This is a genomic window from Nocardia sp. CC213A (assembly GCF_030766805.1).
Taxonomy (GTDB): domain Bacteria; phylum Actinomycetota; class Actinomycetes; order Mycobacteriales; family Mycobacteriaceae; genus Nocardia; species Nocardia otitidiscaviarum.
This window is the reverse complement of the sequence record NZ_JASFXA010000014.1, coordinates 187,618-209,603: the sequence shown is the minus strand read 5'-3', so window position 1 is coordinate 209,603 and position 21,986 is coordinate 187,618. Positions and strand designations below refer to the sequence as shown.

Sequence of the window (21,986 nt, the reverse complement as noted above, 5' to 3'; positions counted from 1 at the left end):
AGGGCGGACGCGGTCGGCAGGGCGGACGCGGTCGGCAGGGCGGACGTGGCCAGCACGGCCGATGCGGCGGGCGAGGCGGACGTGGTCGGCGAGGCGGACGCGGCGGACATGGCGGACGATGCGGACGTGGTGGGCGATGCGGACGTGGTGGGTGGGGTGGTCGCTGCCGATCCGGCGGTGGCGCGATTCGCCGTGCGGGAGCGGACGCTCGAGCTCGTGCGCGCGGTCGCGCGGCGGGCGCCGGTGGTGCTGGTCTTCGACGATCTGCACCAGGCGGGGGAGGAGACGCTGGAGCTGGTGTCCGCCCTGGTGACCGAGCGGGCCGGGGGGCCGGTACTGGTGATGGGTGGGTACCGCGATATCGAGGTGGGGGACGCGCTGCGGGATGGATTGGCACGGTGGGCGCGGGTTGAGCCGGAGCGGATTCCGCTGGGTGGGCTGAGCGAGTCCGAGACCGGTGCGCTGGTGCGCGCGGTGGCGGGGGAGGCCGTCGACGGGTGGCTGGCGCGGCGGATTCACCGGCGCGGCAACGGAAATCCGTTCTTCACCCGGGAGCTGGCCCGGTTGGCCGCGGACGCGGGGGAGGTCGCGCTGCGGGAGATACCGGCGGGGGTGCGGGATGTGGTGCGGCAGCGGCTGTCTCGGCTGCCGGAGGCGGAGCGGACAGTGCTGCGGCGGGCCGCGGTGCTGGGGGTGTCGGTCGACCAGCAGGCCGTGACGGCGCTGGTCGGCGATGACGCGGCGGTACTGGATGCGCTGGACGCCGGACTGCGGGACGGTTTTCTGGTCGAGACACCCGACGGCGGGGTGTCGTTCGCGCACGCGGTGGTGCGCGACGTGCTGTACGACGAGATCGGCGCGCCGCGCCGCGCCGCATGGCACGCCGAAGCAGGGGAGTACCTCGAACGGCGCGGTACGAGCGAACCCGCCGAACTCGCCGACCATTTCGTGCGCGCGGGCGGCCGGGTCGGCGGGGCACGCACCGCCCGCTACGCCCTCGCCGCCGCCCGTGCCGCCGAACTGGCCTTCGCACCGCACGAGGCGGCGCGCTGGTTCGCCGCGGCCGCCACCGCCTGCGACCGGGACGGCGATACGCGCGTCAGCCTCGAAGCCACCCTGGGGCTCGGGCGCGCCACCGCGCTCACCGGAGATCTCGCGGAATCGAGACGGCAACGCGCGCAAGCCCTCCGGGCCGCCGACCGCTTCGACGATCCGGAACTCACCGCGCGCGTCATCACCGCCTTCGACGTCCCCGCCCTCTGGACCGACACCGACGATCCGGAACTGGCCCGCCAGGTGGTGACGATCGCGGAACGCATCCTGCCTCGGCTCCCGGACAGCGGTGCGGGCGCCTCGGTCGATCGTTCCGACAACTCGGCGCCTCGCGCCGGGGGTTCGCCCGGGGACGCGGAGGTGGTGTCCGAGAGCGGGGTAGGGGATCCGGCGGTGGGGTCGGTCGGTGGGACCGGGGGCGCGGAGGTGGTGTCCGAGAGCGGGCCAGATCCGGCGGTCGGGTCGGAGAGTGCGATGGACGGCGTGGCGGCCGCGTCGGCCGGTGGGATCGGGGGCGCGGCTGTCGGGTCGGTCGGTGGGATCGGGGGCGCGGCTGTCGGGTCGGTCGGTGGGATCGGGGACGTGGCGGTGGAGTCGGCGCGTAGGTCCGAGGACATCGCCGCGCTGCGTGCCCGTCTGCTCACCACCATCGCACTCGAGCTGCGCGCCGCCGACAGCGCACGCGGGCGGGCGGCGGCCGCCGAGGCCGAGCGGATCGCGCGTCGGCTCGACGACCCGGCCCTGCTGGCATTCGCGCTCAACGGCCGCTTCATGCAGAGCTTCCACCGTGCCGGACTCGCCCCCGAACGCGCCCGCATCGCCGACGAACTCATCACCGTGTCGCAGGCGCACGAACTGGTGAGCTTCGAGGTGCTCGGCCACCTCATTGCCGTGCAATCACTCAGCGCCACCGCGGATTTCGCCGCCGCCGACGCGCATGCGGCCGCGGCCGACGCGCTGGGCGAGAAGTATGGGTTGCGGCTGGTCGGCTTCTTCACCCGCTGGTATGCCACGCTGCGCGACGCACTGACCCTGCCACCCGCCGACGCGGAGGCCGCCTACCGCGCCACCGCCGCCGCCCACCCCGGCGCGGCCATGCCCGGCCTCCGGCACGGTCTGCTCCCCCTGGCCCTGCTGAGCGTGCGCCTCCGCCACGACCTGCCGCTCGACACCGATCCCGGACAGGACTTCGGCCCGCACGAGCCCTGGGTGCGCCCCCTGCTCCTGCTCGGTGAGCACCGCGAAGACGCCGCCCGCAGCGCACTGCATGCCGCCCCCGCACCCCCACCGGACCTGCTGCTGGAACTGCGCCTGTGCCTGCTCGCCCGCGCCGCCCGCGACCTCGGTGAACACACCCTGCTGGCGACACTGCGCGACCGATTGGCGCCCGCCGCGGGCGAACTCGCGGGCGCGGGCACCGGCCTGCTCACCCTGGACCCGGTCGCGAACTTCCTCGACGACCCGGAGGTCGGGGCGAGCGCTCGGGATACCTGAGCGGCGTTCCGAGTGCGCGGCACCGGATGCCCGCCCGGTGCCCGTGCCATCCGCGCTAGCCTTCCCGGACGTGCCGCCGCGCTTGCCGAGTCGGTGTTCCGCGTCTGCGGGCCAGCGTGGAGACCCCGACCGGTCCGCCGTTGACGTTGCGGACCAGTGCGCCGAGTGCGGCACGGTCGAGGCGGTTCAGGCCGAGCACGTCCACGTCGTAGACAGTGCGCGGCATGGGTGGTCTCGCGGGCGATCGGGGCCGTCGGCGTTGCCCTCGGCGTGATCGCGCACCCGGCGCGGCAGGCCGTTGGCGATCCGGGGAGCGGCCCGTGGTCTCGGCGGTGGCATCCCGATTTCGATGAGTACGCCGAGAATCCGCGCCGAGCGCAGCGGAATCCGTGAACCGCGCTATGCCGGAACGGGGGCGGTGCCGAGCGCGTCCGCCAGTGCGGTGAGGGTCGGGGCGCATCCGGCGTCGATGCGCAGTGTCGCCAGCTCGTCGCCTCGGGTGGGGCCGCGGTTGACGATCACCACGGGGCGGTGGGTTCTGGCGGCGTGGCGGACGAAGCGCAGCCCGGACATGACGGTGAGGGAGGAACCGGTGACGAGGAGGGCGTCGGCGGCGTCGACCATCGAGAATGCCGCTGCCACACGGTCTTTGGGAACCGATTCGCCGAAGTAGACGATATCGGGTTTGAGCATGCCGCCGCAGCGGTGACAGTCCACCATGTGGAAGGCGGAGGTGTCGTCGAGTACGGCGTCGGCGTCGGGGGCCACCTCGAGGCCGTCGAGGGTGATGGTGTCGGCGAAGCCCGGATTGGCCGCCTCCAGCCGGTCGGCCAGGGTCAGGCGGGAGATGAGGCCCTGGCAGCTGAGGCAGCGCACGCGCAGGTAGGTGCCGTGCAGATCGATGACGGCGCGGCTGCCCGCTTTGGTGTGCAGCAGGTCCACGTTCTGGGTGATCAGCCCGGTGACCACGCCCGCGCGTTCCAGCCGCGCCAGCGCGCGATGCCCGGCATTGGGCCGCGCGGCGTCCATGCGCCGCCAGCCGACGTGATTGCGGGCCCAATAGCGCTGCCGGAAGACCGGGTCGCCGACGAACTGCTGATAGGTCATGGGATTGCGGGGCGGCGCGTCCGGACTGCGGTAGTCCGGGATCCCGCTGTCGGTGGAGATCCCCGCCCCGGTCAGCACCGCCACCCGCCGCCCGGCCAGCATCTCGACCAGCGCACCGAGCCCCGGAACCACCGCCTCATCCGACATGCACCCAGGGTACGAGCCCGCCCGTCGGCGAGCACCCGCCTTCCCGTGCGGATGGTGGTGCGTGTTCGCGGTGCGACCGGATGCGGCCGGTCCGGGTGAGGCCGTGACCGGTGCGATGGTCATGACACGCGCGTGTCATCGGCAGCACACCCGGTCGGTGCACGCGAAGCCGCGGTGCGGTCGCCGCTTCCGCGCGAGGTGCCGACCGCCGCGCGGTGGGCGAGGAGACGCGCTTGCTCGCCGGGCCGGTTCCGGGCTACCGCCGCGCGGGCCTGCGTGTCGGCCGGAAACACTTACCGTGGACCGTTGGTGTTGAGGTAGACGACCGGTCCGGCGTCGAAGTGGCCGCGGGCGTCGAGTTCCAATAGGGCCGCCAGGGCCTTGGCGGTGTAGACGGGTTCCAGTTCGAGGTGTTCGAGGTCGGCGGCAAGCCGTCGGGCCGCCTCGCCCTCGGCGGTGGGGTGGCCGTAGCCAGTGCCGAGCCAGTCCGTGACGATCTCCAGATTGTCGGTGGGCGTGCGGGTTTCGGGTAGGCGCGCACCGCGGCGGCGGAGCAGGCGCGCGGTGCGGTGGGCGAGGCGGGTGAGCGATCGGTGGTCCAGGCGCAGGGTATCGTTCACGACCACGCCGAGCACGCGGGTGGACAGCCCCGCCAGCCGCAGGCCCAGGGCCAGCCCGGCCACCGTCCCGCCCGACCCCACCGGGGTGACGAGATGGGTCGGCTCGGGCAGCTCCCCGGACCGCACCTGCTCGGCCAGTTCCAGCGCCGCCTCCACATAGCCGAGCGCGCCCACTGGGGAGGAACCGCCCGCCGGGAGCGGATACGGCGGGCGCATGCCCGAGAAGTGCCGCGCGAGGAGCAGGGGCGCGGCCAGTACGGTCCGCGCCCTGGTATGGGTGAACCGCAGCTCCGCCCCGGAGGCGCGCAGCCGCTCCAACTGTCGCCGCACATGGTCGTCCACCGGCTGATCCACCAGTGCCAGTACGGTTTTCAGGCCGTGCTCGCGCCCGTAGAGCGCGGTCGCCAACCCCCAGTTGGTGCCCAGTCCGCCCACGGTCACGATGGTGCGCCGACCCCGCCGCAGCGCATCCGGCAACAGCCATTCGAGTTTGCGCACCTTGTTCCCGCCCCACCCGCCGTCCCCGAACGCGCTGTCGTCCTTCACCCACAGGTCCGCCCCGGCCCCCAACGCCGTCAGCCTCCGCACCGGTGTCGGCCGGGTACCGAGCGTCAGATGCGGCAGCGTCTGCGAGAGTTCCGGATGCGATCGGTGCAGCAGTGGAGTCACGCGCGCAGCGTATCCCGGCCACGCGCCGCTCCGCCGAGCCCAGCACTCCCAGCCCCGGCGCTCCGACGTGCGTGCCGGTACGCGACCTGCCCCGGCCACGCGCGGCCCCGGCGTCCTACGTCTACGCCTGCGCCGGCGTCCTACGTCTACGCCTGCGCCGGCGTCCTGCGCCTGCGCCGGTGGCCTACGTCCTGCGCCTGTGCCTGCGTCCTGCACCTGTGGCCGGTGGCCTGCGTCCCGTGGCTGGCGACCCGCGCCCGCGACCTGTGGCCTTCGACCCGGCGCGTGTGTTCCGATCGGCGGTGCGCCGGGCGGAATGATGAGCGCTTCCGGCGAATCGGGCGCATGCTGAATCATGAGCACGAACAATTCCGGCGGGAGCCGTGCGGGGTTGGCGCTGGCGATCGCCGGGGTGGCGGTCGTTCTCGCGGCGGCGGCGGTGCTGTTCGCGGTGAGTCGAGACGGAATCGATTCCGGTGACGGCGCGACGTCGGCGCGGCCCACCCCGGGAACCGTGTCCGTCGCGCCGACCACCGCACCCGGCTCCGGAGATGCCGGGTCGGGAACGTCGCAGCCCGGAGTTTCCGCGTCCGGCCCGGCCGCCCCGACCACTCCGTCCGACCCGGATCATTTCGCCTATCAGCCGCTGTGGCCCTTCGCCACCGCCGCCGACGCCGCCGACTGGCAGCGCGCCTACCGCGCGGGCGGCCATCAGCCGTGGCATCTCGACGCCCCCGCCGTCGCCCTCACGTTCACCCAGCAGTACCTGGGCTACGGCAGTGTCGACCGGGTGGTGAACACCCAGTACCGCGAGGACGAAGCGTGGATCACCGTCGGCTACGCCCGCCCCGACGATCCCGGCCACGTCGGCTTGCCCGCCGCCGTGCTGCACCTGGTGCGCTTCGGCAGCGGTCCGGACGCGCCGTGGGAGGTGGTCGGCACCGAGGACCGCACCCTCACCCTCACCACCCCGCCGTACGGCTCGCAGGTCGGTTCGCCGATCACGGTGGGCGGCCGCATCTCCGGCGTGGACGAGAGCCTCGACATCCAGGTCCGCCAGCTCGGCCGCGAGCAGCCGGTGGGCACGGTCGGCCGGATTCCCGCCGGCGGTACGGATATGCCGTGGTCGGCGACGGTCCCCGTCGATGCCTCGTGTCCGAGCACGCTCACGGTGGCGGTCGCGACCGGAGGCCATGTCACCGATGTGGAGCGCTTCGCGGTCACCGGGGTGCGCTGCTGAAAACCGTTCAGGATTCCAGCTTCTCGGCCAAGGCGGGCAGCCGGTCCACCATATCCACCACATAGTCGGCGACCACGTCGATCATGACGGGCCGCTCCACCTTCAGCCCGCCGTCCAGCCACACCAGCATGAGTTCGGCCGCGCCGCCGGTGATCAGCTGGGCCAGGGCGGTGAGCGCGTTGTCCTCGCCCTCGGGAATGTCGAGTAGCAGCCGGGCCTCCTGCATGATCACCGCCGCGACCCGCCGCATCCCCTCGAAGCGCCGTCGCATGAGGCCCTCGGTGCCGTGCGCCTGCGCCAGCGCGATATTGGCGCGGCGCGGATCGTCGGTGAGCGCCACGATGAGCGCCGCCACCCCGGCCCTGATCTTGTCCGCCTGGTCGCCCTCGGTCTCGGCGATGGCGGCGCGCGCGGAATCGAGTGCCGCGCCTTGGATCTCGTCGAGCAGGTCGCCGGCGAGCGCGTCCAGGTCCGGAAAGGATTCGTAGAAGAACCGCGGCCCGACCCGGGCCTGCTCGCAGACCCCGCGCACGGTGAGGGCGGACAGCCCCTGGGTGCCGATGATGTCGAGCGCGGCGTCCAGTAGGCGGCGACGGCGCTGCTCGCGCCGTTCGTCGGTGGTCGCTCCGCGATAGGTCCCGCCGAATTCCCGCCTCACACCGACCAGCTTGGCACACTTATCGGGAAACGACTGTTTACGGAAACCATCGTTTCCGGTACTGTGAGATTCATCTCGAAGGGAGACCGATGATGAATCTCCTTGTGCCCCGGGACTTCCGGGATCCGGTCGGCCATGCCCGCCAGCTGCGGGCCCGGCTCAATCAGCGGTTACAGCGCGCGGTCGGCGGGGTGGCGGAGCGTTACCCGTCACCGCCCCGCCCGCTGGCGACACCCCCGCCGGGCAGCGGCCTGAAACCGGTCATGGGTGATTTCGGGCCACCGTGGATCGGCTATATGCTCAGCTCGCTCGCCGACCCGATCGACTTCTCCCGCAGGCGATTACGGGACTACGGGCCGGTGAACTGGGCTGGTGGCTTCGGGCGTCCGATCGTCGGTGTCGGCAGCCCGGAGGCGCTGGAGCAGGTCATGCTGGACCGGGATCGGGTGTTCTCGGCGCAGCGCGGCTGGGAGTTTCTGATCGGCCCGTTCTTCCGCGGCGGCCTGCTGCTGCGCGATTTCGACGATCACCTCTACCATCGCCGCATCCTGCAGCAGGTCTTCACGCGGCCGCGCCTGGACGGCTACCTCGAACTCACCTCGCCACTGCTGGCTCGGGGCATCGCGGACTGGCGGCCGGGACCGGACTTCCGGCTCTACGACGCGGTGAAACGGCTGTTGCTGGAGCAGGCGACCGCCGTCTTCGCGGGCGCGGAACTGGGCCCGGAGAGCAACCGGCTGTCGCGGGCGTTCGAGGACGCCGTGCACGGCGGCACCGCCATGATCCGGGCCGATGTCCCCGGCGGGGTGTGGCATCGTGGCCTGCGCGGTCGGCGCATGCTCGAGGAGTACTTCCGGCGCGAGCTACCGCGGCGGCGCGCGGGGGAGGCCGCCGACCTGTTCAGTGTGCTCGCCCGGGTGGCGACCATGCCCGAGCACCGGCTCACCGATGCCGACGTGATCGCGCACATGATCTTCGTGATGATGGCCGCGCACGACACCAGCGCCATCTCCATCGCCATGCTGGCCTACGAGCTGGCCCGGCACCCCGACTGGCAGGAGCGGCTGCGGGCGGAGTCGCGCGCCCTGGGCAAGGCAGATCTGGACTACGGCGACCTGGCCCGGCTGCCGAGTCTGGACCTGGCCTTCAAGGAGGCGCTGCGGATGTACGCACCGGTGGCCCAGCAGGCCCGTGAGACCATTGCCGACACCGATATCGCGGGCCACTTCGTCCCTGCGGGCACGCTCGTCATGACCGGGCCGTACACCATGATGCGGCAGCGGGAGTTCTGGCGTGATCCGGACGCCTTCGAGCCGGAGCGCTTCGACGCCGACCATCGTGAGGACGCCGCGCACCGCTTCGCCTGGGCGCCGTTCGGTGGCGGGGCGCACAAGTGTATCGGCCTCTACTTCGGCGGGATGACGGTGAAAGCGGTGCTGCACCGCATGCTGCTGGCGTACCGCTGGAGTGTGCCGCCGGGGTATCGGGTGCCGCTCATCGCGGGTACCGGGCCGTTGCCCGCCGACGGGCTGCCCATGCGGCTGGAACGGCTCGGCGCATGAGGATCGAGGCCGATCTCACCCGCTGTGCGGGGCACGGCATGTGCGAAGCCGTCGCGCCCGAGCTGTTCCGGGTGGGCGATGACGAGCGGGTGGCCGTGCGGTGTGCCGAGGTGCCGGATTCCGAGCGGGAGGTGGCCCTGTTGGCGGTGGACAGTTGCCCCACCCAGGCGCTGCGTTCGGCCTGATCACACCGGTCTCGAAATGCAATACCGACCGCGCGGTAGCTACTCAACAGCTACTGGTCGGTCTACTGTGCGGCTATGGATATGGCACTCGAGTGGGACCGGCACCCAGGTACCGGCCTGCGCCTGGCGAATGAACTAGCGGGAGCGGCGGGACTGTTCCAACTGGAGGACGTCGCCCTCGACCAGCCATCCGACCTGCTCGGCACCATTGCCGCCCGCTCGGACGGCCGCCTGCTCGGCTGGGCGGAGCTGCGCGCCGCCGGACCCCGCGACGCCTGGGTCCAGGTCATCGACGCCGATCGGCTCGTACGCTCCATCCGCCTCGGACACACCGACGACACGCCCGCCACGCCGGACGAGACCGAAGTCTTCGCCACCCTCATCGCCTCCGCCGCCGGACACGCCCAGGGCGCGGGCTACCGCGTGCTGCGCTGGGAGGGGTCCGACACCGGTCCGGAGGGGCAGGCCGCCGCACTGCTGGAGGCCGATGTCATCGGTGAGGTGGCCCGGCTGTGGACCGCCGAGCTGGGCAGCTGGGAACCGCCGGAGGGGGCCGGGGCCATCGCCGCCGACCAGTGGATTCTGCACGCCGAGGCCGAGTCCACCGAGCCGCCCGGCAATCTGTTCATCGTGGCGTTGCTGGGTGAGGGGGCGACCGATCCGATCGCCACCATCACCGCCACCATCATCGACGACATCGCCTACATCAACACCGGCGAACAGATCTCCTACGCCGATGTCGACTCCGACCGCCTGGCCGGTCTCGTGGTGGCGCTGCTGGCCGAGATCCAGGATCGCTTCCCGACCGTCGCCATGCTGCGCGTCTTCGAGTTCGACGACGCCACCGTGCGCGCGGCCCTCGAGCACGCCGGACTGGAGTTGGCCGCGCACTTCCGCGATTACGAGCTGGTGCTGGTCGAGGACTGACCCCGCGCGGCGATCCGGTCCAGCCCGTCGAGCGCGCCCAGCATCAGCTCCACATTGTCGTGGACGAATTCGTCTCGGGCGTAAGGGGTTTCGCCGTAGGCCAGGGCGGTCATGGTCTCGCCGAAGGCCGCCACCAGGAAGCGTGCGGCGAGTACCACCGCCCGGTCCTCGGCCCGCGTGCCCGCGACGAGTCCGGCCAGGATGGTCGCGAAGGCGGTCACATAGTCCTCCGACCGCTCCAGTCTGCGCCGGGCGCTGCCGGGATGGCCGTATGCCTTGGTGGACAGGAATTTGCCCTTGGCGGGCTGGCCGAGGAAGAAGTCGGTGATGGCCTCCACCACCGCGGTGATGCGGGCGTGCCGGTCGGGCGGGGTGTCACGCACCGCGGCGTGCACCGTCTGCGCCAGCTCGCGCGCGGCGGCGTCGAATGCCGCCGCGGTGAGTTCGTCCAGATCGGCGAAGCTCTCGTAGACGAACCGGGTCGACAGGCCCGCCGCCGCGGCCACCCGCCGCACGGTCAGCGCGCCCGCTCCCTCGCGTGCCATCACCTCGATGGCGGCGTCGACCAGCTGCTCGCGCCGCCCGCGCATCCGCTCGTCGGCCGCGATCCCGCCGTAGCGCCGGGTCGCCTTCATCGACGCGGCTCCGACATGGTGGTCCGCGTCACTGCCGCCGAATGTTGACACATTTGTTTCCCGAAACCTACCTTTCTAGACACAAATGATTCCTCAATGTGGAGGCGTTGCCATGGCCAGCCCCGTGTCGGAAATCTACGCGACCGACGACCCCGAACCCGCGCGCCGGGGAGTCGCGCCGGACTCGCCGACTGCCCGCTACGCCGCCGACTGGCGACTGATCATGCTGGCCCCGAGCGCCCTGCTGCTCCAGGTCGCCCACCCGGTCATCGGTTCCGGCGTGGCACAGCACTCGGTCTACACCACCGACCCGCTGGGCCGCTTCGATCGCTCGTACTGGCCGACCATCGCCCTGGCCTTCTACGGCGACGACACCGCCGCCTACGGGCGCGACATCCGCGCCATGCACAAGGGCATCACCGGCGTGGACCACGCGGGCCGCCGCTATCACGCCTGGGAACCGGAGGCGTACTTCTGGGTGCTCGGCACCGCCTACTGGGCCAGTACGGTGGTGGCCGAACGCTTCGGAAAAGGACTGTCCCGCAGCGAGAAAGCCGAACTGTACGCGGGCTGGCGGCAGGCGAGCCTGCTCGCGGGCCTGCGCGACCGCGACGCTCCGGCCGGCGTGCCGGACTTCGACCGGTTCTTCGACCGCATGCTGACCGAGCGATTGGAACACCACCCGAGCGTGGACGACGTGCTCACCACCCTGCGCCGCCCACCGGCGCCGGCGGGTATGCCCGCCCTGCTGTGGCGGCCGATCATGTGGGGCGTTGTCGGACCGTTCGCGACCTGGGTGAACACCGGCGTCCTGCCGCCGCGCGCACGTGAGCTCTTCGGCCTGGAATGGACGGCGCGCGACGAGGCGCTGCTCCGTGCCTGGGCGGTGCTGGTGCGAACCGTGCACCGAGTGCTGCCGCGCCCGGTGCGTGAGATCGGCCGCACGGTCGCGCTGTTGCGCAAGGACGCCATCATCGCCACTGCCCGGCGCGCCGCGTCGGGTCCGCGCGGCGAATAGATCGGTCGCGTGCCGCGTTGGCAGGGAGGTGAATTCGACACCGACCATATTGTTGATATCGGGCAGTACGCGCGACGGCTCCACCAATACCGCCGCGCTGCGGACCGTTCAGGCGATCGCACCCGAGGACGTCTCGACCGAGCTGTACTCGGGCTTGGTCGACCTGCCGCAGTTCGTGCCCGGGGATGCGCCCGCGCCCGAGGCGGTGTCGGAGTTACGGCGGCGTCTGGCAGCCGTGGACGCGGTGCTGTTCTGTACGCCGGAGTACGCGGGGCTGCTGCCGGGGTCGCTGAAGAATCTGCTCGAATGGGTGGTCGGCAGCGGGGAGTTGAACGAGAAGCCGGTCGCCTGGATCAACGTGGCGCCCGATGGGCGCGGCGACGGCGCGGTGGCGAGCCTGCGCACGGCGCTCGGGTACGTGGGCGCCGAGATCGTCGACGCGGCGTGCGCCCGCGTGACGGTGGCGCGGGACGCGGTGGGGCCGGACGGTGTGGTGGCGGATGGCGAGGTGCGGGAGCGGTTGGCGGCCAACCTCTCCCGCCTGGTTGAGCGGGCGCGCTGACGGCGGGCGCGCGCCGGGCTAGCGGACGTCGCGGGGTACGCCGAGTTCGCGGTCCAGGTAGCGCAGGTCGGGATCGTCGCGGCTGCCGTTGCGGAAGGCGCGGAAGACCAGGTCCTGGGGATGGCGGACGGTGAAGACCGTGCGGAAGGTGGCGACGGTGCGCTGCGGGATGCCCGCCAGGCGGGGATGGTAGCCGGTGTGGGCCTCGGGTCCCTCCCAGATGAGTGCGCCGCTCTGCGGGGCGAAGGTCCAGCCGAGGGCGGTCATGCGGCGGTCGAATTCGCCCGCGCCGAGTCCGGCCACGTCCCAGCCACTGGCCTCGTTGTGCAGCCGGCGGCCGTGCAGGAACTGCACGAAGCACGGATCCGGCCCGGGGTGCGGGGTGCTGAGGCTGAGGACGCTGTCCCAGGGCAGCGTGGTCAGCGCCCAGGTCAGCCGGACGGTGAAATCGGACCAGTCGTCACACACCGGGGCGGCGGCGCGAGCGGTGGGGCGTTCGGCGGGCAGGCCGTAGGAATCGGTGCCGGGGGCGTCCAGGCTCCAGGTGGCGCACCGTAGTCGGCGCGGTGCCATGGCCAGGCCCGCGTCCAGGACCGCCACCACCGAGGCCGCCACCCGCCGCCGCGCCTCGACCGCCTCGCCGCGCCGCCAGCCGGTGTGCCAGGCGCGCGCCAGCTCCGGTCGCCGCCATACCCGCTCCACCGCGCGCAGCTCCGGATTGGGCTGTGTCGCATCCGATTCCAGGGGCAGCGGGCAGGGCTCCCAGAGTCCGTCCGGCTGGTCGCGCAGCACGGTCAGCAGGTGTTCGGCGGCGGCGGCGTCATCCGGGACGGGCAGCAGGACTTCGATGGCACAGCCCTGCTGCGCGAAATGAACGCACCGCCCGGTATTTTCATCACGCAGTTGCAGGAAGCGCGGATTCCAGTCCAGGCCGGATTCGAGGTCCTCCTCTTCGAGAAAGTGCGGCATGCTGCGCAACAGTCCGTCCCACCTGTCCTCACCCATCTCCCTCTCCTCCCGATTCCCGGCGGTTAAGTTACCGGGGGCGGCAATCGCCTTGCCCGGCAAGGGTTGCCGGTGCACAGTGGAGCGCAGCATGGTAGAACGTGTTCTAGTTTTCGCTCGATGAAGGATCTCGATGAACTGGTACACCGGGAATGCCACCTACGACACCGTGCTCGCCATCAGCTTCGCATTCGCGGCCTTCGTGCTGATCGGCGGGCTTTTCGGACAAAGTCCGTACGGTCGATTCGCGACGGCGAAGCTGGGTCTCAACCTGAATCCGAAACTCGGCTGGTGGCTCATGGAGATTCCGGCGACCGTGGTTTTCGCGGTCTGCTTCCTGGCCGGGCCGAACCGATTCGAACCCGCCGCGCTGGTGCTGGCCGCCATCTGGGTGCTGCACTACGGCAATCGCGGCTGGTTCTTCCCGCTGTCCATCCGTCAGGTGCCGGGCAAACGCGGCAGTTTCAACATCTCGGTGCTGGCCATGGGCATGTTCGTCACCGCCCTGCACGGCTACCTCAACGGCACCCTGTTCAGCCACGACTACCTGGACCGGTACGACACCGACTGGCTCACCGACCCGCGCTTCCTGATCGGCCTGGTGGTCTACCTGTGCGGCTTCGCGCTACTGGTCCACTCCGAGAGGATTGTTCGCAATCTTCGCGACAAGAACGATCCGGGCGCAACGGAATACAAGATCCCCTACGGCGGCGGCTTCCGATTCGTCACCAGCCCCACCTATCTCGGCGAGCTGATCGCCTGGACCGGATTCGCCATCCTGACCTGGGCGCTGCCCGGTGTGGTGATCCTGCTGATCACCGTGGGCAATCTGGTGCCGCGCGCCTTCGCCACGCATCGCTGGTACCGGGAGAGGTTCGCCGACTACCCGGTGGAGCGAAAAGCCCTCATTCCCTTCGTGATATGAGAAATTGTCCGACACGGAATTCCCCAGGGACGGGATTGGGCTACGGTAATCGCATGGCGCGTCTGGTGAGTAAAGAACAGTACTTCGACCAGGGCCTCGACGTTTTGGCACAGGCCGGTTTCGCCGGGCTCAATATCGGGGTGCTGTGCCGGGCGCTGGGTGTCACGAGCGGGTCCTTCTACCACCACTTCGGCAGTTGGCAGGGATTCGTGGACGCCCTGCTGGCCTACTGGGAGGGGCAGCAGGCCAGACGGTTGCGCGAGTTGGAGTTCGGCAGCGGCACACCCGAATCCGATGTGGACAAACTGCGCGAACTGACGCTCGGGCTGCACCACCGGGCCGAGGCGGCCATCCGCGCGTGGGGCGCGAACGACGCCTCGGTCGGCACGGTGCTGCGCCGGGTGGACGACGCCCGGCGCCGGATTCTCGGCAAGGCGATCGCCGGGGTGGTGGGGGATCGGGCCGCCGCGGCGCATCTCACCTCGCTCGGCATGGCCATGCTGGTCGGCTATCAGCAGCTCTCGGCGGCCGGGCACCGCGACGACTTCGCCCCGCTGCTGGACGAGTTCGTGCGACTGGTGTTCTCGCACGCGCACGTGGTCGCCTGATCCGGCGCTAACGACCACGCGGACCGTACGAGTCCCGCGCCCCGCGCTCGAACTTGTTGCGGTACATGGCCGTATCCACCGTGTGCATGAGATCGTCCACCGCCGTCGGCGCACTCTCGGCGACGGCGGTGCCGATACTCGCGCCCAGCGTGACCGGATGTCCGTCCACCGCGAACGGCGCGCCCAGGGCCGCGAGCATCTCCTCGGCCAGCTTCGCCAGCTCGTCGGCATCGCACCGCTCGACCAGCACGATGAACTCGTCGCCGCCGATGCGCGCGGCCATTCCCCCCACCGCGGAGACGGTGGTGAGCAGTCGGGTCGCCACCTCCCGCAGCACCCGGTCGCCGGTGGCGTGGCCGTACTCGTCGTTGATCTCCTTGAAGCCGTCCAGATCCAGATAGCAGACGCCGACCGGCGGCTCGGCCGCGCCGAGCCGGTCGAAGAACAGCAACCGGTTGGGCAGGCCGGTGAGCGGATCGTGGTGGGCGTCGTGCCACAGCCGGTCGGAGAGCTGTTTGCGTTCGGTGATGTCGACGGTGACACCCACCAGGAAGCGCGGCCGCCCGTCGCCGTCGCGTACCACCGACATGGACAGGTCGATGGTCTTGCAGCTGCCGTCGGGGCGCGCGTGCGTGGTCTCGGTGCGGAACCGGTCGGTTTCGCCGGTGAGCAGCCGTTGGAACTGCTCGAAGGCGTCGCCGATATTCTGTGGTCCGAGAATGTCGGCCACCGAACGGCCCGGCATCGCCGCCGCGGGCACACCGAGGGTTTCGGCCATGGCGGCGTTCACGTCCAATACCTGCCCGGTGCTGATGTCGATGGTGCCGATACCGACCGAGGCGGCGGTGAAGATGGCCTCGAACCGCGCCTCCGACAGCTGTCGCCGCGCCTCCGCCTCCCGGGCCGCGGTGAGCGCCGCGGCGAGGGTGGTCTCCTGTTCGGCCAGCGCGGCCTGGCGTAGTCGGTCGGTGAACGCGGCCGCGAAGTCGGCCGCCACCGCGGCGGCCCGCGCTCGGCCCGGATGGTAGTCGGCGGCCGTGGGATCGGGGTATTCGGCGTCGAACATCTCCCCGCAGATCAGCAGCACCGAGTGGTGGACGGCGCGGGCGTCGCGGTAGTTGGCGGCCACCAGGGCGGCGGCGGCCGCACCCGCGACCGCCGGATCGCCCGTCCCCCGGATCGCCGCCAGCAGACCATCGGTGTACTGCCCGAGCAGCACCTCGACCTGGGCGCGGGTGAGCGTCGGCGCGACCGCGCCGTCGAGAAGTTCGGCCCATCGCACGGCCACATCTCGCGCTCCCACCGCAACCCCCTGTCGAGTCCGTCGAATCAGGGCTTCCGACCCACGCCCGCCAGACCCAGTGAGCGCCCCGGTGCCTCGTGCTGGTCGCGTTCGGATTCCGGCCGCCACAGCGGCAGCTCGACGACGCCGGGTTCGATCAGTTCCCAGCCGTCGAACATGGTGGTGATCGCCTCGCGGGACCGGAAGTGAATACCGATCTTATTCTCGTTCACGGCATTGGCGCCCAGCTTGGCGGCGTCCTCGGGACGCTGCGCCGAGGTCAGGTGCGAAATCGCCACGTAGCTGCCGCCCGGCACCGCCGCCCGCAGCTCCGACACCAGCTCCGCTGGCCGGTCCTCGTCGCCCACCAGGTGCAGCACCGCGACCAGCAGGATGCCGACGGGCTGGGAGAAGTCGACGAGTCCGGTCGCGCGGGCACGCTCGAGCAGGTCGGCGGGCTTGCGCAGGTCGGCCTCGATGGCCCCGGCGCGCTCGTTACCGCTCAGAATGGCCTTGGCGTGCGCCACCGCCACCGGGTCGATATCCGCGTACAGCACCCGCGCGGCGGGGTCGATCTCCTGGGCGATCTCGTGCACATTGCCCGCGGTCGGAATGCCGGAGCCGACGTCGAAGAACTGCCGCACCCCCGCGTCCATCAGGTACCGCACCGCACGCCGCAGGAACGCCCGGTTGCCGAGTGCCAGCCGGGGTAGGTCCGGGACCAGCTTCTTGCCCATCTCGGCGGCCTGCCGGTCGACCTCGAAGTTGTGCGAGCCGCCCAGCAGCGCGTCGTACATGCGTGCCGGGCTGGCCTGGGTCATGTCCACGCCCTCCGGGGCCCACGCCGGTCTGTCCATTCGAAACCCTCCTGCGAACCAACGAACTCGGACCACGCCGCGGGCGGGCGGATCCGCTGCCGGATGCTCCGTGTTCATGATCACCCGGGCCGTGCTCTGCGAATGGTAGCCCTCGTACTCGAGAACTATTGCAGCGACATGTTTCTCATCGGCCGGGACCGGGTGCGGCCGGGGCCGGGCAGGTGCTGTCGGTGACGAGGGGAACGCAGACGCCGGTGACATCCTCGAGCAGCAGCCGCCCGCCGATCACCAGTGCCGCCAGCGCCACCGCCCCGAAGAACAGCACCCACACGATGCCCGGGATCCGGGTGAGCCGGGCCAGCTGGTCGGCGTCGGAATTGGGCTCGTGCGCGCGGTTGCGCTGGAGCTCCACCACCGGACGCGCCGCCGCCAGCAGCAGGAACCACGCGGCGAAGTAGGCGAACCCGGCCTGGAGGTCGTCGGTGCCGAACCAGGAGACCGCGAATACCGCCCCGCCCGTGACGACGACCGACAGCAGCCCGAAACCATTGCGCACCTTGAGCAGTACCGCCGCCAGCAGGGCGATGGTGGCCCAGAGCATGAGCGTGATCCGGTGTGCGCCGAGCAGCGCCGCGTAGCCCAGGCCGAGCAGCGCCGGGGCAGGATATCCGGCCATGGTGGTGAGCACCATCCCGAGGCCGTACGGTTTGCCGCTGGACACCGTGAGGCCCGAGGTGTCCGAATGGAGCCGGATGCTGTTGAGCCGTCGTCCGGTGAGCAGGGCGACGAACGCGTGGCCGCCCTCGTGCGCGATGGTGACCACATTGCGGGTCAGCCGCCAGGTGGGGCGGTAGAGGACGATCAGCAGGGCCGCGATCGCGGTGCCCAGCACCAGCCACCACGGCGGCGGCGTCTGCGTACCGGTGAGGCGGTCGACGATCGAGTTCCCGCGTTCGACGAATTCGGCGATCTGCACCGCCGCACCTTACCCGCGCATCACGGCTTGCGCCCGATGCCGCCGCGCACCGAGGTGCTCTCGCCCTCGGGTGGCTCGTCGGTCCGCCACCGGTCGATGGGGACGATGCCCGGCGGCACCAGCTCCAGTCCCGCGAAGACGCCCTCGATCTCGGCCGGGGTGCGGGGATGGTAGGGAGCGCCGCCGGTCTGGGCGTAGTTCTCGCACAGCCGGACGTAGGCCGGATCGTCGGTGGTGCCGTCGTTGAGCACCAGGTAGCTGCCGGAGGGTACGGCGGCCATGAAGGTGTCCACGATGCGCCGCACGTCCCGGTAGGTGGGGGCGTGGCCGAGAACACCGTGGAACATGACCGCGATCGGCTTGGTGAAGTTCAGGACCTGCCGCGCGGCGGTGACGATGTCCTCGGGGTGGTTGAAGTCCGCGTCGATGTAGGTGGTGACGCCCTCGTCGGTGGTGCTGGTGAGCAGGGCGCGGGCGTGCGCGAGCACCATGGGGTCGTTGTCGACGTAGACGACCTTGGCCTCGGGCGCGATGCCCTGGGCCACCTCGTGGGTGTTCTGCATGGTGGGCAAACCGGTTCCGACATCGAGGAATTGGCGGATCCCGGCCTCGGCGGTCAGATAACGCACCGTGCGGATGAGGAAGCGCCGCGATTCGACGGCCATGGTGCGGATGCCGGGGTAGGCATCGATGCCCGCCTCGCCCGCGATCCGGTCGACCTCGTAGTAGTCGCGTCCACCCATCCAGAAGTTCCAGATCCGGGCCGAATGCGGGATATCCGTGCGTATCCGCGGTTGGGACATACTCGATCTCCTCTGACGCTCGGCGTGGAATTTACGCCGTGCGCCGCCGTCTCGCGGGTATTTCACCGACCTGTGATCGGGAGTCGCGCTGGACCGCGCCGCGGATACGCGCCAGACTGCGCGAATGAGCAGCGACACAGTGGATCCGGTGATCGAGACCGCGACGGGGAAGGTGCTGGGCGCGCCGAACGATCACGGCGGCAGCGTGTTTCGCGGTATTCCCTTCGCCGCGTCACCGGTGGGTGAGGCGCGATTCACACCGCCGCGACCGCATCCGGGCTGGACCGGGGAGCGGGCCGGCGTTCGTCCCGGCCCCGCCGCCCCGCAGTGGCCGTCGCGGCTGGAATCGGTGCTGGGAACCCGAGTTCCGGACTGGGACGAGGACGGTTGCCTGAACCTGTCGGTGTGGACGCCGGGCGACGTGGATCCCGCCGCGGCGCGCCCGGTTCTGCTGTGGTTCCACGGCGGCGGATTCACCAGCGGCAGCGGCGGCTGGGACTGGTACGACGGCGCCCGCCTGGCGGCGCTCGGCGATATCGTCGTCGTCACCGCCAACTACCGGCTGGGGCCGCTCGGCTACCTGTATCTGCCCGAGATCGGGGCCGCGAACCTCGGCGCGCTGGATCAGGCGGCGGCGCTGCGCTGGGTGGCCGACAATATCGCGGCCTTCGGCGGTGATCCGGAGCGCATCACCGTGGGCGGGCAGTCGGCGGGCGCGTTCTCGGCACTGGCCCTGGCCACCGATCCGGCGACCGGCGCGCTGGTGCGACGGGTGATCGCGCAGTCCGGCCCGTGGCGGATGCCGCCGATGGACGCGCTGGCGGCGCGCGATATGACCGAGTCCTATCTGCGGATTCTCGGCATCGCCGCGGACGGGCAGGTAGCCGATCGATTGCGCGAACTGCCGGTGGGTCGGCTGCTGGCCGCCTACGCCCGGCTCATGGCCGAGACCGGACGGCCCGGATCGATGGAACCGCCCATGTGGCCGGTGTTGGGTGGGCCGGGAACGCCGCGACCGTTCGAGCAGGCCGTCGCCGCGGGCGCACTGCGCGGGAAGCAGGTGCTGCTGGGCTGGACCGCCGCGGAGATGGGGGCGTTCTTCGCCTTCAATCCGGCGATCCAATTGCTGAGCTGGGAGAAGGCGGCGGCGTTCGGGGTCACGCGGGAACGCGCGGACGCCGACTACCCGGGGGCGACCCCGGCGCAGGCGGTGTCGCTCGCACTGGGCGAGCACTACTTCGCCGCCGGGGCCCGAGAAATCGCCGATATGCTTGCCGCCCAGGGCAATCCGGCCCATGTGTATCGGTTCGAACGTGGCCCCGTCGTCGATCCCGACGGTATCGGGGCCTGCCACTGCGCGGAGCTGCCGTTCCTGTTCGGCACCTTCGACGCCTTCCGCAACGCTCCCATGCTGGGCGAAATCGGCGCGGGCGACCGGGAATTGGCCACGGCATTCGGCGGTGCGCTGGCCGCCTTCGTCGCCACCGGATCACCGAACGGGTCCGGTCCGGAGTCTTGGCAGCCCTACCACGCTGACGGCGCCGCCGAGATCCGGGGATTCGGCGTGCCGACACGGCAAAGGTTCGGTGTGCCGACACGGCAAAGGTAGTGGTCACTGGACATAACGGGTTTGCGGGAGTATCACAACGGGTATGGGCTCCGATGTAATCGGTGTCAGCGACGCCGTGGAAGAAGGTGGTCCAGGTGTCGGCGAATGTGCCGGTGCGCCTGTGGCGGGTGCAACCGTGGAACCCGAATCCGCTCATGCGCGCATCGGATCGGTGGGAGGCACTGATCTGGCTCGTCGCGGTGCTCGCGGCACTGGTGGCGGTGCCCCTCGCGGGAGCCATCGGCACCACGGCCTACACCGGGGCGGCGGCGCGCATCGCCGCCGAGGACGCCGGCAAGACCCGGGTCACCGCCACCGTCGTGGGTATGCCCGACGATGTGACCGGTGCGCGCGGCGGGGTGCGGGTGGAACGCTTCCCGGCCACCGTGCGCTGGGACGCCGACGGCCGCACCGGTGAGGCCGATGTCAACCTCTCCACACCCGCGGTCGTCGGGGCCGAGGCCGAGGTCTGGCTCGGCGCGGACGGCACGCCCACGGCTCCACCGGCCAAGCCGGGATCGGCCGCCGCCGAGGGCGTGGGCACCGGTCTGGCGATTCTGGTCGAAACCTGGTGTGCCGCCGCCGCACTGGTGTGGGTAACACATACCGCGCTCACCGCGCGCCGCAATGCGCGCTGGGATCAGGAGTGGCGCACCATGAACCATTCGATCGGACGCGACACGCTCTGAGGTGAGGGCGAGTTCGGAGTCTGCCGGACTTCGGCCGCACCGTCGGGCCGGTCCGCCGCACGGGATTGCGCGCTGAACGTCGCTCACCCGCCGATCGCACCCGCCGATCGCGCCCGCCGAACGGCGAGGCGACTCAGTATTCGCCGTCGACCAGATTGCGCAGCGGTTCACCGGTCAGATACCGCCGGATCTCGCCCACCGCCACCGCGTAAGCGCGCTCGACATTGCCGCGGCTGCTGCCGCCCACGTGCGGGGTGAGCAGCAGGCCGGGCGCGTCCCAGAGCGGATGGTCGGCGGGCAGCGGCTCCGGGTCGGTGACGTCCAGGACGGCGCGCAGCCGTCCCGAGGTCAGTTCGGCGAGCAGCGCGTCGGTGCGCACCACCGGTCCGCGCGCGGCATTGACCAGGATCGCGCCGTCGGGCATACGGGCCAGGAAGTCCGCGTCCACCATGCCGACGGTGCGGCTGGTGACGGGGACGGTGAGGATCACCGCGTCGGCGCGGGGGAGCAGGTCGGGCAGTTCGTCCACCCCGTGCACACCGGCGCGGGCGCGGGTGCCCACCACGGTCACCGGGGCGTCGAACGGGGCGAGTTTGCGGCGCATCTCGGTCGCCAGGTCGCCCGCCCCGACGATCAGGACGCGCTTGCCGTGCAGGGTGTCGGTTCGGTGCTGGGTCCATCGGTGCTCGCGCTGCGCCACCGCGAATTCGGTGAATTCCCGGTAGACGCTGAGCAGTCCGGTGAGCGCCCACTCGGCGGTGCTGGCCCCGTGCGCGCCGCGCGCGGTGGAGAGCAGCACACCCTCCGGAATCCGACCGACCCATGCCTCGGCGCCGGCGGTGAGCAGTTGGATCAGGCGCAGTTTCGGCAGTTCCCAGGCCATGGCGGCGGCGGCCGATCCGGCGAGGAAGCCGGGCACCAGGATCTCCGCGTCCGCCCCGCCCGGGGGTACCGGGCCGCCGGGCTCGTACCGCACCGCCCGCACCCCGTCGAGCGTCGATACCGCTCGCAGCCCGTCGTCGTCGGGAATCAACACAGTCGTCGCCATGAGCGCCACGGTAGTCCGGCCGCTCGGCGCGGTGCCCGGAGGCGGCGGAGTCCGAATGCGACGTCCGAAGCCATGTCCGAGTGCCATGTCCGAGTGCAATGTGCGAGTGCCATGTCCGTATGCCGCCGATAGGGCGAAGGCCGCCGCCCGCGGGTGCGGACGGCGGCCTCGCGCACGGCGCGCCTAGTAGTAATGCCTGCGGCCGCCGATGGTGCGACCGGCGGAGCCGAGCAGTGCGAGCACCACACCGACGACGGCGAGGATGATGCCGAGGGTGGTGAGGATCGGGATGCTGAGCAAATATCCGGCGACGATAAGGATGAGGCCGAGAATGATCATGATCGGG

At 71.1% G+C, this 21,986-nt stretch carries 22 protein-coding genes and 1 pseudogene; 11 read left to right on the top strand and 12 right to left on the bottom strand.

Going from position 1 to position 21,986, the window contains the following annotated elements; genetic code table 11:
* Nucleotides 1–2,547: pseudogene (locus tag QJS31_RS24815) on the top strand (hypothetical protein); the annotation flags it as partial.
* 55 nt (nucleotides 2,548–2,602) lie between these two features.
* Here QJS31_RS24815 and QJS31_RS37430 read toward each other — a convergent pair.
* The 3 genes from QJS31_RS37430 to QJS31_RS24800 all read right to left on the bottom strand — a co-directional run bounded on the left by QJS31_RS37430 (nucleotide 2,603) and on the right by QJS31_RS24800 (nucleotide 5,090).
* Nucleotides 2,603–2,773 (bottom strand): hypothetical protein, encoded by a 171-nt coding sequence (locus QJS31_RS37430; RefSeq protein WP_372341633.1) that lies wholly within the window; start codon nucleotides 2,771–2,773, stop codon nucleotides 2,603–2,605.
* 173 nt (nucleotides 2,774–2,946) lie between these two features.
* Complete coding sequence (locus QJS31_RS24805; RefSeq protein WP_306357822.1) at nucleotides 2,947–3,801, bottom strand: NAD-dependent protein deacetylase; 855 nt, start codon at nucleotides 3,799–3,801, stop codon at nucleotides 2,947–2,949.
* 293 nt (nucleotides 3,802–4,094) lie between these two features.
* Nucleotides 4,095–5,090, bottom strand: coding sequence for a 1-aminocyclopropane-1-carboxylate deaminase/D-cysteine desulfhydrase (locus tag QJS31_RS24800; protein WP_306357821.1), 996 nt, complete (start codon nucleotides 5,088–5,090; stop codon nucleotides 4,095–4,097).
* 355 nt (nucleotides 5,091–5,445) lie between these two features.
* Between QJS31_RS24800 and QJS31_RS24795 the strand changes: the two genes are divergently transcribed.
* Nucleotides 5,446–6,330, top strand: a complete 885-nt coding sequence (locus QJS31_RS24795; RefSeq protein ID WP_306357820.1) for a hypothetical protein — start codon at nucleotides 5,446–5,448, stop codon at nucleotides 6,328–6,330.
* Nucleotides 6,331–6,337: 7 nt separating this feature from the next.
* Here QJS31_RS24795 and QJS31_RS24790 read toward each other — a convergent pair whose 3' ends face one another.
* The gene (locus QJS31_RS24790) at nucleotides 6,338–6,988 is read right to left on the bottom strand and encodes a TetR/AcrR family transcriptional regulator (protein ID WP_029932274.1); all 651 of its coding nucleotides are present in this window, start codon (nucleotides 6,986–6,988) and stop codon (nucleotides 6,338–6,340) included.
* Nucleotides 6,989–7,077: 89 nt separating this feature from the next.
* Between QJS31_RS24790 and QJS31_RS24785 the strand changes: the two genes are divergently transcribed.
* From QJS31_RS24785 to QJS31_RS24775, 3 genes are all read left to right on the top strand, one after another.
* Nucleotides 7,078–8,550, top strand: a complete 1,473-nt coding sequence (locus QJS31_RS24785) for a cytochrome P450 (RefSeq protein ID WP_306357819.1) — start codon at nucleotides 7,078–7,080, stop codon at nucleotides 8,548–8,550.
* A complete protein-coding gene (locus QJS31_RS24780; protein ID WP_282785014.1) occupies nucleotides 8,547–8,735 on the top strand; it encodes a ferredoxin in 189 nt (62 codons plus the stop codon). Before QJS31_RS24785 ends, QJS31_RS24780 begins: the two co-directional genes overlap by 4 nt.
* Before the next feature lie 75 nt (nucleotides 8,736–8,810).
* On the top strand, nucleotides 8,811–9,662 hold the full coding sequence (locus QJS31_RS24775; RefSeq protein WP_306357818.1) for a hypothetical protein: 852 nt from the start codon (nucleotides 8,811–8,813) through the stop codon (nucleotides 9,660–9,662).
* Here QJS31_RS24775 and QJS31_RS24770 read toward each other — a convergent pair.
* Nucleotides 9,635–10,297 (bottom strand): TetR/AcrR family transcriptional regulator, encoded by a 663-nt coding sequence (locus QJS31_RS24770; RefSeq protein WP_306357817.1) that lies wholly within the window; start codon nucleotides 10,295–10,297, stop codon nucleotides 9,635–9,637. The two genes, QJS31_RS24775 and QJS31_RS24770, sit on opposite strands and share 28 nt — an antisense overlap.
* Before the next feature lie 112 nt (nucleotides 10,298–10,409).
* On the opposite strand from QJS31_RS24770, the gene QJS31_RS24765 reads away from it, so the two are divergent.
* On the top strand, nucleotides 10,410–11,315 hold the full coding sequence (locus tag QJS31_RS24765; RefSeq protein WP_306357816.1) for an oxygenase MpaB family protein: 906 nt from the start codon (nucleotides 10,410–10,412) through the stop codon (nucleotides 11,313–11,315).
* Nucleotides 11,316–11,343: 28 nt separating this feature from the next.
* Nucleotides 11,344–11,877 (top strand): NADPH-dependent FMN reductase, encoded by a 534-nt coding sequence (locus QJS31_RS24760; protein ID WP_282785010.1) that lies wholly within the window; start codon nucleotides 11,344–11,346, stop codon nucleotides 11,875–11,877.
* 18 nt (nucleotides 11,878–11,895) lie between these two features.
* Here the strand turns inward: QJS31_RS24760 and QJS31_RS24755 are convergent, their stop codons facing one another.
* Nucleotides 11,896–12,882 (bottom strand): hypothetical protein, encoded by a 987-nt coding sequence (locus QJS31_RS24755; protein WP_306357815.1) that lies wholly within the window; start codon nucleotides 12,880–12,882, stop codon nucleotides 11,896–11,898.
* Nucleotides 12,883–13,015: 133 nt separating this feature from the next.
* Between QJS31_RS24755 and QJS31_RS24750 the strand changes: the two genes are divergently transcribed.
* Both QJS31_RS24750 and QJS31_RS24745 read left to right on the top strand, forming a co-directional pair.
* Entirely contained in the window at nucleotides 13,016–13,807 is a 792-nt protein-coding gene (locus QJS31_RS24750) for a methyltransferase (RefSeq protein ID WP_306357814.1), read from the top strand.
* Between the two features lie 65 nt (nucleotides 13,808–13,872).
* On the top strand, nucleotides 13,873–14,415 hold the full coding sequence (locus QJS31_RS24745) for a TetR/AcrR family transcriptional regulator (protein WP_280359386.1): 543 nt from the start codon (nucleotides 13,873–13,875) through the stop codon (nucleotides 14,413–14,415).
* A gap of 7 nt (nucleotides 14,416–14,422) precedes the next feature.
* On the opposite strand, the gene QJS31_RS24740 is transcribed toward QJS31_RS24745, so the two are convergent.
* The 4 genes from QJS31_RS24740 to QJS31_RS24725 all read right to left on the bottom strand — a co-directional run bounded on the left by QJS31_RS24740 (nucleotide 14,423) and on the right by QJS31_RS24725 (nucleotide 18,294).
* On the bottom strand, nucleotides 14,423–15,703 hold the full coding sequence (locus QJS31_RS24740; protein WP_306357813.1) for a sensor domain-containing diguanylate cyclase: 1,281 nt from the start codon (nucleotides 15,701–15,703) through the stop codon (nucleotides 14,423–14,425).
* 41 nt (nucleotides 15,704–15,744) lie between these two features.
* Nucleotides 15,745–16,554, bottom strand: coding sequence for an SAM-dependent methyltransferase (locus QJS31_RS24735; protein ID WP_282783358.1), 810 nt, complete (start codon nucleotides 16,552–16,554; stop codon nucleotides 15,745–15,747).
* Between the two features lie 145 nt (nucleotides 16,555–16,699).
* Nucleotides 16,700–17,491 (bottom strand): M50 family metallopeptidase, encoded by a 792-nt coding sequence (locus QJS31_RS24730; protein ID WP_282783360.1) that lies wholly within the window; start codon nucleotides 17,489–17,491, stop codon nucleotides 16,700–16,702.
* A 20-nt stretch (nucleotides 17,492–17,511) separates the two neighbouring features.
* Nucleotides 17,512–18,294: an SAM-dependent methyltransferase gene (locus QJS31_RS24725; protein WP_282783362.1), complete on the bottom strand. Its 783-nt coding sequence runs from the start codon at nucleotides 18,292–18,294 to the stop codon at nucleotides 17,512–17,514.
* Nucleotides 18,295–18,418: 124 nt separating this feature from the next.
* Between QJS31_RS24725 and QJS31_RS24720 the strand changes: the two genes are divergently transcribed.
* Together QJS31_RS24720 and QJS31_RS24715 are read left to right on the top strand one after the other, a co-directional pair.
* On the top strand, nucleotides 18,419–19,903 hold the full coding sequence (locus QJS31_RS24720) for a carboxylesterase/lipase family protein (protein WP_282783364.1): 1,485 nt from the start codon (nucleotides 18,419–18,421) through the stop codon (nucleotides 19,901–19,903).
* Between the two features lie 62 nt (nucleotides 19,904–19,965).
* Complete coding sequence (locus QJS31_RS24715; RefSeq protein WP_282783366.1) at nucleotides 19,966–20,592, top strand: hypothetical protein; 627 nt, start codon at nucleotides 19,966–19,968, stop codon at nucleotides 20,590–20,592.
* A 133-nt stretch (nucleotides 20,593–20,725) separates the two neighbouring features.
* Here QJS31_RS24715 and QJS31_RS24710 read toward each other — a convergent pair whose 3' ends face one another.
* Together QJS31_RS24710 and QJS31_RS24705 are read right to left on the bottom strand one after the other, a co-directional pair.
* Complete coding sequence (locus tag QJS31_RS24710) at nucleotides 20,726–21,640, bottom strand: 2-hydroxyacid dehydrogenase (RefSeq protein ID WP_282783367.1); 915 nt, start codon at nucleotides 21,638–21,640, stop codon at nucleotides 20,726–20,728.
* Between the two features lie 183 nt (nucleotides 21,641–21,823).
* On the bottom strand, nucleotides 21,824–21,979 hold the full coding sequence (locus tag QJS31_RS24705; protein WP_282783369.1) for a DUF6131 family protein: 156 nt from the start codon (nucleotides 21,977–21,979) through the stop codon (nucleotides 21,824–21,826).
* Nucleotides 21,980–21,986: the final 7 nt, after the last annotated feature.